Source organism: Allorhizocola rhizosphaerae (assembly GCF_003426775.1).
Lineage (GTDB): Bacteria > Actinomycetota > Actinomycetes > Mycobacteriales > Micromonosporaceae > Allorhizocola > Allorhizocola rhizosphaerae.
In genome coordinates this window covers 1-17,685 of the sequence record NZ_QJUG01000175.1, presented here as the reverse complement: position 1 = coordinate 17,685, position 17,685 = coordinate 1, and the positions used below count along the sequence as shown (strand labels likewise).

At 68.2% G+C, this 17,685-nt stretch carries 13 protein-coding genes; 5 read left to right on the top strand and 8 right to left on the bottom strand.

What is annotated here, in order from left to right:
- The coding region (locus tag DM816_RS43955) for an FG-GAP repeat domain-containing protein (RefSeq protein WP_211588918.1) at positions 1 to 1,024 on the top strand (1,024 nt) is incomplete at its 5' end.
- A gap of 187 nt (positions 1,025 to 1,211) precedes the next feature.
- Here the strand turns inward: DM816_RS43955 and DM816_RS29995 are convergent.
- Positions 1,212 to 2,387, bottom strand: a complete 1,176-nt coding sequence (locus DM816_RS29995; RefSeq protein WP_117213741.1) for an NAD(P)/FAD-dependent oxidoreductase — start codon at positions 2,385 to 2,387, stop codon at positions 1,212 to 1,214.
- Between the two features lie 39 nt (positions 2,388 to 2,426).
- Entirely contained in the window at positions 2,427 to 4,787 is a 2,361-nt protein-coding gene (locus tag DM816_RS29990; protein ID WP_117213740.1) for a polysaccharide lyase 8 family protein, read from the bottom strand.
- A gap of 586 nt (positions 4,788 to 5,373) precedes the next feature.
- On the opposite strand from DM816_RS29990, the gene DM816_RS29985 reads away from it, so the two are divergent.
- Both DM816_RS29985 and DM816_RS29980 read left to right on the top strand, forming a co-directional pair.
- Positions 5,374 to 8,568, top strand: coding sequence for an AfsR/SARP family transcriptional regulator (locus DM816_RS29985; RefSeq protein WP_117213739.1), 3,195 nt, complete (start codon positions 5,374 to 5,376; stop codon positions 8,566 to 8,568).
- Between the two features lie 193 nt (positions 8,569 to 8,761).
- Positions 8,762 to 10,135: a condensation domain-containing protein gene (locus tag DM816_RS29980; protein ID WP_162907983.1), complete on the top strand. Its 1,374-nt coding sequence runs from the start codon at positions 8,762 to 8,764 to the stop codon at positions 10,133 to 10,135.
- Here the strand turns inward: DM816_RS29980 and DM816_RS29975 are convergent.
- From DM816_RS29975 to DM816_RS29960, 4 genes are all read right to left on the bottom strand, one after another.
- Positions 10,132 to 10,422, bottom strand: coding sequence for a nuclear transport factor 2 family protein (locus DM816_RS29975; protein WP_211588917.1), 291 nt, complete (start codon positions 10,420 to 10,422; stop codon positions 10,132 to 10,134). The genes DM816_RS29980 and DM816_RS29975 overlap by 4 nt on opposite strands.
- A 210-nt stretch (positions 10,423 to 10,632) precedes the next feature.
- Positions 10,633 to 11,937, bottom strand: coding sequence for an NAD(P)/FAD-dependent oxidoreductase (locus tag DM816_RS29970; RefSeq protein WP_117213737.1), 1,305 nt, complete (start codon positions 11,935 to 11,937; stop codon positions 10,633 to 10,635).
- A gap of 33 nt (positions 11,938 to 11,970) precedes the next feature.
- Positions 11,971 to 12,903, bottom strand: a complete 933-nt coding sequence (locus DM816_RS45970; protein WP_162907982.1) for a GNAT family N-acetyltransferase — start codon at positions 12,901 to 12,903, stop codon at positions 11,971 to 11,973.
- A gap of 14 nt (positions 12,904 to 12,917) precedes the next feature.
- Positions 12,918 to 13,898 (bottom strand): GlxA family transcriptional regulator, encoded by a 981-nt coding sequence (locus DM816_RS29960; RefSeq protein WP_117213735.1) that lies wholly within the window; start codon positions 13,896 to 13,898, stop codon positions 12,918 to 12,920.
- A 71-nt stretch (positions 13,899 to 13,969) separates the two neighbouring features.
- Here DM816_RS29960 and DM816_RS29955 point away from each other — a divergent pair, with 71 nt between their 5' ends.
- Together DM816_RS29955 and DM816_RS29950 are read left to right on the top strand one after the other, a co-directional pair.
- Complete coding sequence (locus DM816_RS29955) at positions 13,970 to 14,935, top strand: NADP-dependent oxidoreductase (protein ID WP_246002428.1); 966 nt, start codon at positions 13,970 to 13,972, stop codon at positions 14,933 to 14,935.
- 10 nt (positions 14,936 to 14,945) lie between these two features.
- On the top strand, positions 14,946 to 15,809 hold the full coding sequence (locus tag DM816_RS29950) for a carbon-nitrogen hydrolase family protein (protein ID WP_211588916.1): 864 nt from the start codon (positions 14,946 to 14,948) through the stop codon (positions 15,807 to 15,809).
- 8 nt (positions 15,810 to 15,817) lie between these two features.
- On the opposite strand, the gene DM816_RS29945 is transcribed toward DM816_RS29950, so the two are convergent.
- Both DM816_RS29945 and DM816_RS29940 read right to left on the bottom strand, forming a co-directional pair.
- On the bottom strand, positions 15,818 to 16,618 hold the full coding sequence (locus DM816_RS29945; RefSeq protein WP_246002426.1) for a carbohydrate ABC transporter permease: 801 nt from the start codon (positions 16,616 to 16,618) through the stop codon (positions 15,818 to 15,820).
- 23 nt (positions 16,619 to 16,641) lie between these two features.
- Positions 16,642 to 17,490 (bottom strand): carbohydrate ABC transporter permease, encoded by an 849-nt coding sequence (locus DM816_RS29940; RefSeq protein WP_117213733.1) that lies wholly within the window; start codon positions 17,488 to 17,490, stop codon positions 16,642 to 16,644.
- Between the last annotated feature and the right edge of the window lie 195 nt (positions 17,491 to 17,685).

Sequence of the window (17,685 nt, the reverse complement as noted above, 5' to 3'; positions counted from 1 at the left end):
CGTGGCCGGAGCCGCCGCGCTGATCCTCGCCGCAAACCCCGGCCTCACCCCGGCTCAGGTCGCCACGGTCATGTTCGGCAATGCGACACCCAACATCGTGACGAACCCCGGCACCGGTTCACCCAACCGGCTGCTGTTCACCAATGCGGCGGCACCGCCATCGGGGCCGTTCCAGCAGTTCATCTTCCAAAGCGGGACCGCGATCGAGCAGACCGGGGCAAACTGGGAGTTCGCGTTCACTGACTGGGACCGCGACGGGCGCCCCGATCTCGCCGGTATCAAGAAGAGCAGCACTGGCAGCGGTCGTACCGAGGTGCACATCTTGTCCGGTGCTTCGGGTTTCCAGCAGTTCGTTTTCCAGGCCGGTACGGCGATTGAGCAAACTGGGGCGGAATGGGACTTCGAGTTCGCCGATTGGGATCGTGATGGTCGTCCGGACTTGGCTGGTGTGAAGAAGAGCGGCACCGGTTCCGGCCGGACCGAGGTGCACATCCTGTCTGGTGCTTCGGGTTTCCAGCAGTTCGTTTTCCAGGCCGGTACGGCGATTGGGCAGACGGGCGCCACTTGGGAGTTCCAGTTCGCCGATTGGGATCGCGACGGTCGTCCGGACTTGGCTGGCGTGAGCAAGAGCAGCACCGGTTCCGGCCGGACCGAGGTGCACATCCTGTCTGGTGCTTCGGGTTTCCAGCAGTTCGTTCTCCAGACCGGTACGGCGATCGAGCAAACCGGAGCCAACTGGGAGTTCGCGTTCACTGACTGGGACCGCGACGGCCGCCCTGACCTGGCTGGAGTGAAGAAGAACAGCACCGGTTCCGGCCGCACCGAGGTGCACATCCTGTCTGGCGCTTCGGCCTTTCAACAGTTCGCTCTGCAGACCGCGACTGCACTGAGCCCGATTGCGGACCTCTCCCAGTGGGAGTTCGGGTTCCCTGATTGGGATCGTGATGGTCGTCCGGATCTGGCTGGTGTAAATAAGAGCAGCACCGGTTCCGGCCGCACCGAAGTTCACATCCTCAAGGGATAGACAGCCATGTCGAGGGGCCACACCTGGCCCCTCGACATGTCCTACCTCCGTCGGTCGAGGGCTCCGCCTTCGGCCGACTTCCGGCCGGCTTGGGCGGTGCGCCTTACCTAGCAGGCTGCCACTCCCGGGTGGACTCGATGCCCTCGTCGCTGGATTCGCCCTCACCGCCTGTTGCTCGGCCGCCGGCTTATGCGGGCATGTCGGCCAGCTGCCGGTGAACGTCCGGGAAGGAGCCGTCACCAAACAGGACCCGTGCCGCCAACGCACGGCCGGCACGGCTGCGGAGTAGGGCAACCGCGGCCTCCGCCGCTGCGGGGGATTGGATGCCGGCGAACACTCGGCGCAGCAACAGCCGGCCACGGAAGCGGCTGCGCAACGCGTGTCCATCGTAGCGGCGCAGCATGTGCGGGTCGCCGGTTCGCAGGTATCCGGCCGTGACCGCCGCGGCGAGTTCGGACATGCGCAGGCACGGGTCCAACCCGCCTGCGGTCAACGGCGACACCGCACCGGCGGCGTCTCCGACGAGCAGCCCAGCGGGGTTTGCCAACCGTCGCAGCACACCGCCGACCGGGATCGGGCCACCGCGCCGTTCGACCGGCCCGGCCGGTGTCGTGTGGCCAGGCGCGTCCGCGGCGAAATCGTCCAGCAGATGGCGGATGCCGGTGCGCATTAAATGCGGATACCCCGCGACACCGACATGCGCATGCCGACCGTCATCGATGACCCACCCCAGGTATCCCGGCGCGACCCGGGGATCGAGCACGCAGTGAAACGCCGACGCGGTTGTGCCCGACCCGATGGGGTAGACCATCTCGGCGCCGACGATAAAGCGCCGGTTGACATCCAGCCCGAGATCGCCGGCCACCCTGGAGCGGGCACCGTCCGCGCCGACGATGAAGCGTGCCCGCACCGGTTCCGCGCCCTGCAACCGGACCACGCCCATCGACGCATCGACATAGCGCACGCCCAACACGACCCGTGCCCCGGCCGACTCCGCCGCCCGGTGCGCGTGCTCATACACCCCCACCATGTCGGCCACGCGGTACTCGTCCTGCCCGCTGGTGAGCCGGATCGGCGCCCGCCGCGACGGTGGATACAGCAGGACGTCCCTGACACCGGGGCCGAGCAGATGGTCGGGCAATCCGAAGTCATCCAGCGTCCGGCGCACGAAGATGCCGGTCGTGCGGATGCCCGTCGACAGCGACCTGCGCCGATCGACGACCATCACGTTCAGTTCCCGCCGCGCGAGCAGCCGGGCCGTGTGCAGGCCCGCCAGGCCCGCACCCACGACCAGTACATCCACTGTCTGCACACCTGTGACGGTAGGGGCGGTGCCGAGCCCGCGCGACGGTTTGCACGGCACCCGCCCCGTACCTCCACACCCTCACCACACAACGATCCCTCAGCGGGTGAAGGTGGCCGCCATGGTCCGGCCGAACGTCGACGGTCGCACATCGAGCGTGATCGTCGCGCCGGTGGACACGACGGTGACGTTGCTGTCCTTGCTCAGCAGCCGGTAGTCGCTGAACGCCGCCGCCACCCTGATGCGAATCGTGGTGCCGGAACGGTATGGCTCGGCGACACTGACGACAAGCCGATTGTCCTTCTCCTGCACCACGACGCTGCAACACCAATTTACCGTGATGTTTCCTGTGGTACCGCCCGCGGAGTCCCAGAAGTTGGCCATCGTGATCCCGGTGGACGACTGCCGTACCGACTGAATCTTAGGATTGTTATTGAGAATCGCCACGTTACGATTCGTGTAAAGCTCGGCCGTGCGCTCGACTGTCGCTTTTGGAGCGACAAGGTAGAAGTACGAGGCGTTGGTGGGATTGGCGCCATGCTCCTGCGACAGGGTCAGATAGCGCCTCGTGATGGGCGTGGTGGACCCGGTCTCGTTGATGTCGCGGAAGCTTCCCGTGCGCTCGTATCGGCGCGCCGTCAGCGGACGAGGACTGGGGTAGATGTATCCGCCCACGCCTTCCAGATGCGCCCACTGCGCATCGGTCCACGTTTGCGTCGCGCCCTGGGCGGACGACCACTCCACGCCGTTGACGATCAGCTTGTTGGCGCCGCTGGTGTGCAGCTTGCGGTTTTCCAGGAGCGTCTCCACCCGGAACCCGGAAGTGCAGGTGATCCCGACGCCGGTGCACACAACGTACTCGTCAAAGCAGAACCAGGATTTCTTGCCTTCCAGGTTGGTTTCGGCCCCCTGCAGCGTCATCCCGACGGCCAGATATTTATTTTCGTGTACGGCGCCGCCCGCCCACCGAACCGTCGGCAGCGCGCGGCCGCCCTTGTCGGCGATCAGCTTGCGGTCGATCGTCGTGCCCGCCAACCGGTAGGGGTCGACCGTGGGCCAGAAGTTGTCCGTGTATTGCGTGGCGTCGTCGTCATACAGATAGGTCATGCCCGCGCCGGTGTGGAATCCCTTGAGATTCTCGCCATTGATGGTCTCGTAACGCGCGATCTTATTGCAGCACATCGAAATGGCGAAGCACCAGCCGTTGCGGCGGTGCACCGCGCGGGCCATGTTGCGGAAGATCCAGCTGCGGTCCGGCTCGGGCGCCGGTGTGATGGCGGGGTCGTTCATGAGCGTGGAGACCAGGGCCGTGCGGGCCACGGTCGCGCCGTCGTAGGGGCCGCGCGCACCGCTGCGGTCGAACCAGCCGCGGCAGGCCTGGCGCCATCGTTGCGCCATCGCCGGATCGGCCGCATATGCCATTTGCAGGATGGCCGCGATCGTGCCGTGGCCCAGTGCGAGCTCGTTGCTGGTGCGGGCGATCGCCCGCCCGTTCACCATGCTCATCATCCGTCCATTGTGGATGAGCGGCGCCCATCCCTGCTCGACCGCCGTGAGCAGATTGCCGATCGCCGGATCGGTCAGCTCCCACGCCGACCCTTTCAACAGTGCCAACAGGTTCGCCATCCCGGCGAGCTGGACCTGACCATACGACCCCGTGTAGGCCACGTTGGCGTGCTGGATGAACGAACCGTCCGCGTAAAGCCCGTCACCGGAGTCGACATATTCACACACCGCCGGAAGCCCGTCGGCGGCCCGCTGGATGCGCGCCGACGAACGGCTCGCGATCCCCTCCACCAACGCCGCCTGGCACAGGTCGACACGGTTGGCCCCGGTGGACGGCTTGCGCCGCGAATCGATATACATGTACCACGGGTCGGGCACGAAGTGCCGGATCGCCGCGACATAGCGGTCCCGGGCGGCGACCGGGATCTGTCCGTCCAGCAGCACCAGGCAGTCGGCCAGCGCACGGGACGCGCCGATTTCCCAGTCCCACCAGTTGTCGAATTCGGCACGGCTCGCGTTGTAGACGAGCCGGTTGGCGGTGTCGAGCCCGGCGAGGATGTCGGCGAGCAGACCGCTGCTGTGGTAGTGGCGCGAGCCGGGCGTGTACCAGGCGATCGCCAAGCCCCGCAGCCGCGAATGGGTTGTCGCGACCATGCCGGAGTCGGTGGTCTGTGCCAGCGGCAGGTCGGTGAAGACCCGGTTGCGGCCGGAGCTCCGGTCGATGAGCGCCACGCTGCTGTCCACGCCGTTGTCCATGCGGTTTATCGCCGCGGCGAACTCCGGCCTGCCCAGGTCGATTTTGCCGGCGCCGGTGACGATGTCACACCAGCGGTCGCGCAGAGTGGTGTAGGCGTCGAGCGCGGTGACGTGCGCTCGGGCGGCGTTGTCGCCGAGCAGGACGGCACCCGCGCTCAGTGCTGGTAGCCCGATGATGTGCCGACGCGAAACCTTCATGACCCCTCATTGATGTAGATGCTGCGATCACGGTGGGAGATGGTAGTGGGTACCCGGCGGGCCCTCCTATGTAGACGAACAGTTTGCCCCGCAGCTCGTAGACGCCGTCGTCTCCGGTGATGACGAATCGTTTCGCTCCGTCGGCCTCCTCAATGCTCGGCGAGGGCGAGGGCGGCGAGTCGTTTCAAAGCTCTCCTTAGCGTCATAGTGTCGGACGGCGACGTGGAAATGCACGGCGAAATACCCGGTGTTCGCCGCGCCCTGCCGGTGCCGGCCAGGTAGCAGCGGATGGGTGAGGCTGTCTGGCCACCTCCGCAGTGGATGCAGGTGCCCGTGAGCACCACCTTGGCCACCATGCGCCGGTCGCCGGAGTAGGAGAAGCCTGTGCCGGCGTCGGATGATGGTCAGCGTAGTAACGAGGGCAGCGAGCCCCGCCACGATCGCTCGTTTTCACCGGCTCCCCGTCCGTTCACAAATCGCCGTCACTTGGCTCTGGCATAGTCAGCATGGCGGCGACGCTTTCGGGCTACTTTCACGTCGGCGAAAGCGGTGAGCACATCGGATTTGTGTTCGGCTGGGGGAGGGCATGGAGTTCCGGGTCTTGGGGCCCATCGAGGTCCGGCACGGCGAGCGGGTCGAGGTGGTGTCCGGCCGCCTGCAGCGAATCCTGCTCGGGATGCTGCTCGCGCGCCCGAACCAGCCCGTCGCGGTGGACGTGCTGACCGATGCGCTTTGGGGCGAGCGGCCCGACCCGCGCTCCGCGCAGAAACTGCAGCTGCACGTTCACCGGCTGCGCGGGATGCTCGACGACCCGAAACGGCTGTCGCTCGACACGAGCGGCTATCAGTTGCGGTCGGTGCCGGGCGAGGTCGACGCGGAGCGGTTCGAAGCGGTGGTTGGCACGGCGCTGGGGATCGTCGCCGAGCAACCGCAACGGGCCGTCGAGATGCTGCGCGGGGTGCTGAGCCTGTGGCGCGGCTCGCCCTTCGCCGACCTCGACGTGCCCGTCCTGGCCCACTGGGCGCAGCGGTTGGCCGAACGCCGGCTGACCGCGATCGAGGCGCTCTACCAGGCGGAACTGGCCTGCGGGCTGAACGCGGCCATCATCGGCGAGCTCACCGACATGGCCCGGGAGCACCCGCTGCGGGAGCGGCTGCACGGTCTGTTGATGACCGCGTTGTACCGAGCCGGGCGCCCCACCGAGGCGTTGGCCGCCTACCGAACGGCACGCGAAATCCTGGTGAACGAGCTTGGTGTCGAACCCGGACCGCAGTTGCGGGAACTGCAGCGGCGCATGCTCGACGGCGAGCCGCTGGAGCCGGGCGCGAGGCCCGTGACACCGAGCCAGATCCCGCCGCGGCCGGGCGCGTTCTTCGGCCGCGATCGCGAGCTGGCCGAGCTCGACCGGGCGCTGGCCCACCCCGACGCCACCGCGCTGGTCCTGATCAGCGGGATGGCCGGGATCGGGAAGACCAGCCTCGCGGTGCGATACGCCCACGGGATAGCCGACCGGTTCAGCGATGGCCGGCTCTACCTGGATCTGCGCGGCCACTCGCCGGAGCCCGCGCTGAACCCGATCGAGGCCCTCGAACGGCTGATCCGCGGACTCGGCGTGGAGCAGGGCAGCACACCCACGACCGTGGACGAGGCGACAGCCCGGTACAGGTCCCTTGTGGCCGGTCGGAAGCTGCTCGTGCTGCTGGACAACGCCGCCTCCGCCGAACAGGTGCGACCGCTGCTGCCCGCGGCGCCGGGATGTCTCACGCTGGTCACCAGCCGGGGCCGGTTGTCCGGCCTGGTGGCCCGGGAAGGCGCGCACCGCATCGAGCTCGGCGTGCTTCCGTTCGACGATGCTCACGCGTTGCTGGTGCGGTTGCTCGGTGCCCATCGAGTCGACGCCGAGCCGGAGCGGACCTCCGCTCTGATCGAGGCGTGCGCGGGGCTCCCGCTGGCCCTGCGGATCGCCGCCGCCCAGCTCGCCGACGAACCGTGGCGATCGGTGGGCGATTACGTGACCGAGTTGCGTGAGCACGGGCTCGCCGTGCTCGCGTTGGACGACGACCAGCACGCGGCCGTTGCTTCGGCGTTCGACCTGTCCTATCAGCGGCTCGACGCCGCGGCACAGCGGTTGTTCCGATTGCTTGGGCTCGTGCCCGGCTTGGACGTGACAGTGGACGCGGCCGCGGCGATGTGTCGTTGGGGCGTCTCGAAAACACGTGGGTCGGTCCGGTCGCTCACCGGTGCGCATCTGCTTGAGGAGCACGCGCCCGGACGGTACCGCTTTCACGATCTGGTCCGCGACTACGCGCGGCAGCGGGCCGGGGCCGAGGAGAGCGCCGAGGCACGCACCGAAGCGCTGGACCGGCTGTGCACGTGGTATTACCGGGGCAAGAGTGCCGCGGCGGCCCGGCTGATTCCCTGGCGTTTGGAGCCGCCACATGCAAGCCTGCCCGGCGATGTGCCCGAGGTGAGCTTCGCGTCCGAGCGGGAAGCGACGGCGTGGCTGGAAGCCGAGTTCGACAACATCGTTGCCGCCGCGCGTGCGTCGGTGGCCAACGGCTTGGTGCATTGGGCGTGGCATCTGGCGTTGGGCGCGATCGCCGACATGCAGCGCCGTGGCCACACGACCGAGGTGCTGGCGATCCTGCAGGAGGCGGCCGATGCTGCCCGCGCGGCCGAGGATCGGGCGGCCATCGCCGTCACGCTCGCCGAGCTCTCCAACATTCGCACCACATGCGGCCTCCCAGTGCCCGATGAGCTCGCGCACGACATGCTCGCCAGCGCCGCGGCCACCGAAGACCGTTCCATCCACGGCTACTGCCTCTACATGGCGGGGGTCTTGTGGGAGCGAAAGGGCCTCCTCGACCGTGCGGCGCAGTGCCTGGAGCAAGCTCTCGCCTCGCAGGTGGCCGGGCGCGAGACCAACCGGCAGGCGCTGACCCTGCTGCATCTGGGCAATGTCACGTACCGGCAAGGAGACCTTCGCCGTTCCGCGGACGTCCTCGGACGTCTGCTCGATCTCTCGGAGGAGCTGCCGCCGACCGTCACCGCGCCCGCCCTGGCGAACCTGAGTCACGTGCTGCTCACGCTCGGCCGGCTGGACGACGTGCCGCGACTCCTGGACCGCGCCGAGCAACTCCTCAAGGAGCTTGACGATCCCGGAAAGTATTGCGTCCTGGCGTACACGCGCGGCGGCTGGTATCGCGACACGGCCCGATGGGACGACGCACTGGAGCAGCTCATGCTGGCCAGGAGTCTCGCCGACGAGGTCAAGTCCCCGCGGCTGCGCAGCCATGTGCGCAACGAGCTGGGGTTCTGCCATCTCGCGCGCGGGGATGTCGCGTCCGCCCGGACGGAGTTCGAGGGGTCCGTGCGCGACGCGAGCGCTCCGGGCCTTCACCAGTACCGCTCGCACGCCATGCGCGGATTGGCGCTGTGCGATCTGGCGCAGTCGGCGCCGGAGAGCGCGCAGTCGCGTGCGCGCGAGGCGATCGCGCTCGCCGCCGGGACGGAACGCCAGCACGAGGCGGAGGCCTTGGTCGTGCTCGCCCGGGTCGAGCTCGCGCTCGGCCGGCCGGCCGAGGCGATCGCCCGCGCCGAACAGGGCCTCGCGATCCACCGCGCCACCGGGCATCACCTCGGGCAGGCCCGTGCCCACCGCGTGCTCGGCGAGGCGAAACCAACCGGGAGCGGCCGCGAACATCTGCGGGAAGCCTTGCGCATGCTCCAGGACTATGGCTCGCCGGAAGCGTCCGAAGTGGAGAATCTCTTGCACGCCTGAATCCTGTTGCACCCGGCCTGGCAGGCGCGAGAGGAGGCCAGGCGGCCTGGCAGCCGGCCGCGGCGGGCGGGGGGCCGAGGCGAGACGCATGCGGCCAGGAGGCATCCGTATCGGCCGAACGGTCCGATGGAAAGCGCATTCCCACCGATGGCCCGCCGCGGTGGCTGTGGGTCGATACTGCTCTATGGTTTTGGTGGGTTCGCTTTCGGCTGCCGCGGCGTTCACGGGACCGGCGCTTCCGGGCACCGCGCCCTTGACGTGGGGGCAGCGGGCGTATTGGCTGTCCGCGCAGCGCCGCGGATCCAGCGCCACGCTGATCAGCATGCGCCGGGTCATGGCCATGCCGCGCCGCGCGCCGTCCGATGTGGACTCGGTGCTGCGCGCCATCGGCAAGCTCATCGAGCGGCACAGCTCGCTGCGCACTCTGATTGACTTCCCGCGGGGCCGGCAGGAGGTGGTGGCCCGCGGAGAGCAGCCGGTGCTGGTGGTTCCTGCCGAACTGTCTGATTTAGACGGTACGGCGACCGCCGCGCGATTGTCCGAGGCGCTCGCCGAGCAGCCGTTCGACCACGCGACCGAGCTGCCGCAACGGGTCGCGCTGGTGCTCACCGGGGAACGCGTGGTGCGCCAAATCGTCATCGTGTTCAGCCACACCACGGTCGATTTCCAGGCCACCGAGCTGGTCTTGCGGGACCTGCGCCTGCTGCTGTTGCGCGGCGCTGTGCCCACGCCGACCGGACCGCAGTCGGCCGACGTGGGGTTGGCCGAGCAGGAGGAGCAGTCGCGGCGGCGCGGCCGGCGCGCGGTCTCCTATTGGGTGGAGGGTTTCCGGCGCCTGCCCGTTGACACGCTGCCGCCCGTGGGCCCGGCGGAGCATCCGCGGTGGCGCCGCTGTGTGTTGGTGTCTTCGGCTGCCGACACCGCGCTGCGGCTCATCGCCCGGCGGCATCGGGTCACCAGCTCGACCGTGCTGCTCAGCGCCGTCGCCGGGGTGCTGGCGACCTGGTCGGGCACGGACACGTGCGGCATTCACACGATGGTCAATAACCGCGCTCTGGATCGGTACCAAGAAGCCATCGCCAAGATCAACCAGTTGGCCTTGGTGGTGGTCGATCTGTCGGGCAAGCCCAACTTCGCCGAGGCGCTGCCCGACGTGTGGCACGCTGCCATCGCGGCGTATCGGCACGCCTACTACGACCCGGCGCAGATGGCCGCCGCGTTCGCGGAAGCGGGAATGCCCTACGCGACCGGCGTGAGCCCACACTGCTACTTCAACGACATCCGGCTGGTGCCCACCGACACCGACCTATTTGGACACGACACCACCGAGCGTGCGGTGCGTGAAGCCATGCGCCACAGCACTTTCACGGTGGGGCAGGGGTTGGAGCAGTTCACCTGGCGCCTGCGCATCGAGGTCATCGACGCGCCGGGCGGGATCGGGTTCGCGCTCACCGGGGACACCTGCCACCTGCCACCGCCCAGGGCCGAACAGTTCTTGCGAGCCGTCGAAGGGCTTCTCGTGGAGGCGGCCTTCCGCGCGGTGCCGTGGCCGTGGGCACATGCTTAGCCACTGAAGATCACTCGCGGGTCGCCGGTGTACCAGACGTTTTCGATCCGCATGCGACGCACGAGCCAGCGGGCGCCGGCGCGCACGAGCTCGACGTCGTAGAGGTTTTTGAGCAGCGCGTGCTTGGTGTGGTCGGCCCGCAACACGTGCTGCGCCTCCACGAGCATGGTGAGCTGGGCGGTATCGCCCGCTATGGCGATGCGTGGGTTGGTCATCTGGTGTGTCGTGTCGACGCGCCCGGCGAACGTCCCGAGAATCCTGTCAACAATGAAGCCGCGGCCGGACATGACCGGCACGTCCGCGCCCAGCGCACTGCGGCGGGGGCGAAGTCGAGCTCCGACTCCTCGGCGAAGGCGGAGGCGAGCAGGGCGCGGTCCTGCAGATCCTGGCCCAGGGCAAACCGGTACAGGGCATCGACGATCTCCGCCCGGTCCACCAGTTCGGCCGGAGCCGGTCGATGATCTGCGCGACCGGGCCGGCTCGGTCGAGGGCGCTTGTCACTGGTGGGTACCGAAGCTCGCGGGCACCTCGGGTGCGCCGGTCTCCAGCGGCACGGTGTGCGCCGGGACCAGGCCGAGCTGGACGGGCTGGCGGCGCTGCACCGCGTCGAGCAGCCAGTCGGCGCTGACGCGCAAACGATTGCCCGGCATGGACACCAGGTGGTACCCGCGTGCGACCGCCTTGGCGACGAGGCCCGACAGCGGCACGTGCAGCGGATCTGCGGCGGCGTCCATCCCACCCAGATCCACCACGAAACCCAAACCCTTGTGGCGGTACGGCTTACGCTTGCCCGTGCCATAGGACGCCGCCACATTGTGCGCGGCCAGCGTGCCCTGGCGCACCGCGTGCTGCGCGGTCATCGCCGTGATCTCGCCGGGCCGAGCGGGATCGGGCACCGCCGCGGCATCACCACACGCGAAGACCTCCGGATGGCCGGGGATGTTGAGGCATTCGTCCACGACCAGGCGCCCCTCGCGTTCCTGCAGACCCACCTCGACCGCGAGCGGGTCGGGCCGCACGCCGACGCACCAGATCAGCGAGCGCGTCGCCACGAACTCCCCGTTGGACAGCCGAACCCCATCCGCCGTCGCCTCATCGACGGACGTGCCCATGAGCACGCGCACGCCCCGGCGGCGCAGGACCTTGTCCGCCGTCCGCGACAGGCGGGGGTCGAGCTCGGGCAGCACCCGGTCGGCCACGTCCAGCAGCATCCATCGCGCATCCAAGCGGGGGTATCGGCGGGAAAGCTTGTCGGTGAACAACTTCCCGTGCGCCGCCACCTCGGTGCCGGTGTAGCCCGCGCCCACGACGACGAAGGTGCACCGGGCCGCCCGCACAGCGGGATCGTTGGCGGTGCCCGCCAGTTCGATCTCGCGCGTGATGTGGTCACGCAGGTACAGCGCTTCGGGAATGCCCCGGAAGCCATGGGCGTGCTCGGTCACCCCCGGGACCGGAAGCAGCTTGTTGACGCTGCCCGTGGCCAGGATCAGGCGATCGTAGGGGATCGTGTGCCGCGCCGACTCGGGATCGGTGTATGACACCTCGCGCGCATCCAGGTCGATGCCGTCGGCTTCGCCGAGCACGAGCCGCACACCGCGCAGCGTGGCGCTCAGCGAGACCGCCGCCCGGCGCGGTTCGAGCACGCCCGTCGCGACCTCCGGGAGCAGCGGCAGGTACAGGAAATAGTCATTCGGGTTGATGATGGTGAGGTCCGCGCGGCCGGCGGCCACGCGCGACAGCGTCCGGGCCGCCCGATAGCCGGCGAAGCCCGCACCAACGATGACGATCCGCGGTCTCCTCATAGGTTCCGGAGTCGTCCCCGGATCGGCGGGCGGTCAAACCTGCGCCAGGTCCAACACCCCGACGGTCTGGCCCCCGCTCTGCTCGCCGGTCGGCCGGAAGCCCAGTTTCAGGTAGAACCGCTCCGGCCCGCCGGCGCGCGGCTCCCACGTGACATATGCCCGGGTGCCGCCCCGAGCCCGGATCTCCGCGCACACGGCCTCGACGGCGAACCGGCCGTAGCCGCTTGCCTGAGCGTCGGCCGCGATGTTCAGCCGCCAGAGGCCGGAGCGCACGTCATCGGGGTCACGATCGGGGGCCCACTGGATGTCGAGAAAGGCCATCAGAAACCCGACCAGCCGGTCGCCGTCATAGATCAGCCTCGGCCACGCGTGCTCGCCAAAGACATACGCCTCGGCCAGCGACTTGACCACCGGCTCGACCAGATCCTCCTGATCGGGACGCACAGACAACGCAAGCGCCGCTTCATAATTCTCTGGGGTCACCCTTTCCAGCCGCACCTGACGGTCCATGGCGCGGAGCCAGACGTATGGGACGGGTTGGGCACCGTTCCACTCGTCGGCCAGCTCCTGTGGCACGTGGGTGAATCCCGCACCGGTGTAGCAGCGCAAAGCCGGCGCGTTGTCGGGGTGCACCCGCATGAACACGGCCGGGTAGTGGTTGCGGGCTTCGGCCGTGAGCGCGGAAACCAAGCGGCGCCCGAGTCCGCGGCCACGGTGCGCGGGCGCCACGATGAGCCGGGCCAACTCGACCTCACCCTCGTCGGCGTCGAGCCACAGTTCGCCGTATCCGACGGTCTCGTCGTGCTCGGTGAAGGTGTAGGCGACAACGTCGGGCGCCATGGACCAGCCGGCCACTACGTCAGCGGACACGTCGTCGCGCGAGCACCATTGCCGCGTCTGCTCGGCCGACTCCGCCCACGACGCCACGATCGGCGCCTGCGACGGCTCGAACGCTGTCAAACCCACCTGCCCCAACCCTTCTATCGCTTCAGTCCAGAGCTCGCGTAGCGCGGCTTGAAGGTGCGGCGATAAGCGGTGGGGGAGACTCCGATGGTGGCGGCCAGGTGCTGGCGCAGTGAGGCTCCGGTGCCGAAGCCCGCCTCGGCCGCGACCCGGTCCACGGTCAGGTCGGTGGTCTCCAGCAGCCGCCGGGCGTGGTCGATGCGCCGCTGCGTCAGCCATTGCCCCGGCGTCATGCCCACCTCGTCGCGGAACCGCCGGGTCAGCGTGCGCACGCTCATCCGGCCATGGTGCGCCAGATCGGACAGTGACAGCGGTTGGTGCAGCCGCTCCAGCGCCCACGCCCGCACGCCTGTCGTCGTGGCGGTGGCGCTGTCGGGCACCGGCCGCTCGATGAACTGCGCCTGGCCGCCGTCGCGCCACGGTGGCACGATGCACAGCCGGGCGACCCGCGTAGCGACCTCGGCGCCGTGGTCGCGGCGGATCAGGTGCAGGCACAGATCGATGCCCGCGGCCACGCCGGAGGCGGTGAGCACGTCGCCGTCGTCGACGAACAGCACGCCTGGCCGCAGCTGGACGCGGGGGAACATGCGCTGGAAGTGCCCAACCTCATTCCAGTGGGTGGTCGCGGGGCGGCCGTCGAGCAGGCCGGCCGCCGCGACGACATAGGCCGCCGTGCAAATGGAGACTATGCGGGTACGAGATGGGAGGCGCGAAAACACGTCGGCCACGGCCGGCGGCAGCCAGTCACGGTCAATCTCGGTGCATCCGCTGAACGGCGGAATGACCAGGGTGTCGGCGGTCTCCACGAGCTCGGGCCCGTGCGTCACCGCGACCGTGAAGTCGGCCGCGGTGGTGACCGGACGCCCATCGACGCTGCATGTCAGGACCTCATAGAGCGGCTCACCGTCGAGGCCCGTCGCCGAGCCGAGGATGCGCATGGGAATGCTCAGCTCGAACGGATAGACCCCGTCGAGCGCGAGGACGACGATGCGACGCATGGCCAGATACTTTCACATGTCGTCCATCTGGTCACTCGATCGTGATCGGCGCCATTGGCAGGCTGCATCGCATGCGAGAAATCCAAACCATGCGGGCCATCGCCCAGGACAGGTTCGGCGGGCCAGAGGTGCTCAAAGTGGTTGAGGTGCCACGCCCGACGCCGGGAGCGGCCGAGGTGCTGGTGCGCGTGCACGCCACGAGCGTGAACCCGACCGACATCTGGCACCGCGAGACCGTCGGCAACACGGGCGATACGCCGATCCGGTTGGGCTGGGACGTGTCAGGCGTGGTCGAAGAGGCGGGACCGGGTGTCACCTTGCTGCGGCCTGGCGACGAGGTGTTCGGCATGCCCAACCAACCGCGCGCCGCCGGCACGTACGCCGAATATGTGGTGTCCCCGGCGCGTCACCTGGTCCGCAAGCCTGCCCGGCTTTCGCACGTGCAGGCCGCGGCCCTGCCAATGGTCGCGCTCACCGGCTGGCAGTCGCTGGTGGACACGGCCGATGTCCAACCCGGACAGCGGGTGCTGGTGCACGCGGCGGCGGGCGGAGTGGGGCACGTGACCGTGCAGATCGCGAAAACCCTTGGGGCGTATGTCATCGGCACCGCCAGCGCCGCCAAGCACGAGTTTGTCAAGGCGCTGGGCGCCGACGAGATGATCGACTATCGTACGACCGATTTCGCCTCCGCCGTGAGCGACATCGACGTCGTCATCGACACGATCGGCGAGGAGTACGGGCCGCGTTCGCTGCGCACCCTGCGGCCCGGTGGGCTGGTGGTCGCGCTCGCCTCACGGGCAGAGGCCGCGCTCGCCGACGTCGCCCGCCCCCTTGGGCTGCGTGCCGCCTTCATGATCGTGGAGGCCGACCAGGCGAGCATGAAGCATGTCGCCGCGCTCGTCGAGAGTGGACAGCTGGAGGTGACCATCGACACGGTCTTGCCGCTGGCCGAGGTCGCCAAGGCACACGAGCTGAGCCAGGCCGGGCGGGCCACGGGCAAAATCGTGCTCAGCGTCGTGGCGGACGAGGAGCTGTAGCCTGGCCGACGTGACCGATCACGCCGCAGGATATGCGAGCATCAGGGTCGCCGCGGCGCAGAGCATCGTCACGTGCGACCCTGTGGCCAACGGCGAATCCATACTGGCGCTGATGCGCGCGGCGCATGCCGAACGGGCAAACCTTGTTCACTTTCCCGAAGGTGCTCTTTCCGGTTATGCCGGGCAAGACAAGCCGCGCTTCACCGGCTGGCACATCGACTGGCAACCCGTGACCAAGCAACTGCAACGCATCGCGGCGTGCGCCGCCGAACTCGGCCTGTGGGTGGTCGTCGGGTCCAACCACCGCCTTACGCCACCCAACCGGCCGCACAACAGCCTCTACGTCATCTCGGACAGCGGGGTCGTTACCCGATACGACAAACGGCTTCTGTCCTTCACCGAGGTCACGCGGTTCTACACGCCGGGCTTCGACCCGGTCGTGTGTGAAATCGCCGGGTACCGATTCGGCCTCGCGCTCTGCATCGAGATCAACTTCCCGGAACTATTCCTCGAATACCGACAACACTACAATGTGGACTGCGTCCTGTTCTCCAGCTTCTCCGAGGATCCCATCTTCGGCATCCTCGCTCGGGGCCACGCCGCGGCGAACAACATCTGGATCAGCGTCTCGGTTCCGGCGCAGTGCAGCAAAGCCCTGCCGGCCGGCATTATCGGGCCGCACGGCGACTGGCTCGACCGGTGCGCCGGCGACGGCAAGCCCGCCATCAGCTGCGTGGACCTCGACCGCGCCGATCCGAGGCTCGACACCGCGCTAAACAAGCAGCGTCCATGGCGCGCCAAGGCCCGCAGTGGAGACATCTACACCGCGCGCCGGGTCCACGACCCACGCAGTGCCGCGCGTGACCAGTTCTGATCAGCAGTTCACTTGACGGCGCCGGCGGTGATGCCGGAGATGATCTGCCGCTGCGCCACCGCGAACACGGCGACCAGCGGAACGCTCATCAGGATGACGTAGGCGAAAATCAGGTGCCAGTTGTTGAGGTACAGTCCGGCGCTGGCGACCTGGAAAAGGTTGAGCGGCAACGTGTCCAGCCGTCCACCCACGACGAAGAAGGCGTAGAAGACGTCGTTCCAGACGAAGAGGCAGATGAGAATGGTGGCCGTGGCTAGCACGGGCCGAAGCATGGGCAGCACGATGCGCACGAACACCTTCATCGGGCCCGCGCCGTCGATCTGAGCCGCCTCCTCAAGCGACTCGGGAATGGTGCGCACGAAACCGGTGACGAAGAAGATGACCGTCGATAAATAGATGCCCATGTATACGCCGATCATCCCTACCACCGTGCCGGCCAAACCCAACTGGCGCAGCAACAGCACGACCGTGACGACGGCGGGCGGCAGCACGATCCCACTGATGGCGAACGCGTAAAGGATGGCGTTGAGCCGGGTGGCGCGCCGGGCCAGGACCCACGCGGCCATCGACCCGACCGTGAGCACACCGGCCACCGCCGGCACCACAGTCAGCACGCTGCCCAGGAAAGCCGCGGGCACCTCGGCCTCACGCCACACCGTGGCAAGGTTTTCGGCCAGGTGCCACTCGCTCGGCAGGGCCAGGTTAGGCGTGAGCGCCTCGCCGCGCGACTTGCCGGCCGTCACGAGCACCAACCACAGTGGGATGCCGATGACCGGCAGCACCAATGCGATTGCCGCAAACGGCTGCAACCTTGTCCACCATGGAGAATCGCTCACAGGATCCGCTCCCGTCTGCGCAGCAAATAGATCACGGGGAAGGCCAGGAGCGCGACCATCAGGAAGAGTACCAAGCTCATCGTGGTCGCCTGGGCGAACAGCCCCTGCCCGAAGGTGCGATAGATGAAGATATTGAGGATTTCTGTGGTGCGGGCCGGGCCCCCGCCCGTCGTCGCCTGCACCATGTCGAAGCCGTTCATCGAGCCGAGCAGCGCGGTCGCCACGTTGAACGTGACCGCGGGCGCGAGCAGCGGCGACCGGATGCGCCAGAAGCTCTGCCAGCGCGACGCGCCGTCAATGCGCGCCGCCTCGATGAGCTCCTCGGGTTGGGTCTTGAGCCCGGCAAGGTAGATCAGCATGGACAGGCCCATCCACTTCCACGCATGGATGAGGGCGACCACGACGATCGTCCATGTCGTATCGCCGAGCCATCCGTAGTCGCTCCCGATGAGCGCGTTGAGCGCGCCCTGGGGCTTGAGCAGCGCTTGGAACATATAGCCCACTGCGAGGGCCGACATCAGTACCGGAAGAAGAAAGAAGATTCTCGCGAGCCGATTGATGAGCGTGTCCCGCTCCAGGAGCACGGCAAGCCCGAACCCGAACACGTTTTGGAACAATGCGACCAGCACCGCGTACACAATGGTGATTCGAAGAGAGCGAAACAGCGTGCCATTGCCGGCGAGCTCGGTAAAATTGTCGAAGCCCACCGGCCGGATCGCACTCTTGAACCCGGACCAGTCCGTGAACGCGTAAACAAAATTGAAAAGCGTGGGCAGAAGAAAGAACACCAGCAAAATCCCCAACGCCGGCCCCAAAAACCACCCCGGATGCGTCCCCCGCCTCATCCCACCCTCCCTCCTCCGTTCCCGTCGATCATGAACTTACGTCCGTTCTCGACGGCGTGTCACGGCATCAACTTCATGATCAACCCAGCGGGCCGCAGTTCCCGCCGCGTCCCCGGGCAGGCGCCGGGAGGCGCCGCCGAGCCGCCCCGGGTCCTTCGCGCCGCGCCTGGGCCGCCGCCGTGGGTTGCCGGGCCG

Bases quoted from the DNA above. Each gene is read 5' to 3' on its own strand.
- DM816_RS29990 (WP_117213740.1), bottom strand. From the start codon at position 4,787: ATGAAGGTTTCGCGTCGGCACATCATCGGGCTACCAGCACTGAGCGCG.
- DM816_RS29955 (WP_246002428.1), top strand. From the start codon at position 13,970: ATGCGAGAAATCCAAACCATGCGGGCCATCGCCCAGGACAGGTTCGGC.
- DM816_RS29960 (WP_117213735.1), bottom strand. From the start codon at position 13,898: ATGCGTCGCATCGTCGTCCTCGCGCTCGACGGGGTCTATCCGTTCGAG.
- DM816_RS29985 (WP_117213739.1), top strand. From the start codon at position 5,374: ATGGAGTTCCGGGTCTTGGGGCCCATCGAGGTCCGGCACGGCGAGCGG.
- DM816_RS29970 (WP_117213737.1), bottom strand. From the start codon at position 11,937: ATGAGGAGACCGCGGATCGTCATCGTTGGTGCGGGCTTCGCCGGCTAT.
- DM816_RS29975 (WP_211588917.1), bottom strand. From the start codon at position 10,422: ATGTCCGGCCGCGGCTTCATTGTTGACAGGATTCTCGGGACGTTCGCC.
- DM816_RS29940 (WP_117213733.1), bottom strand. From the start codon at position 17,490: ATGAGGCGGGGGACGCATCCGGGGTGGTTTTTGGGGCCGGCGTTGGGG.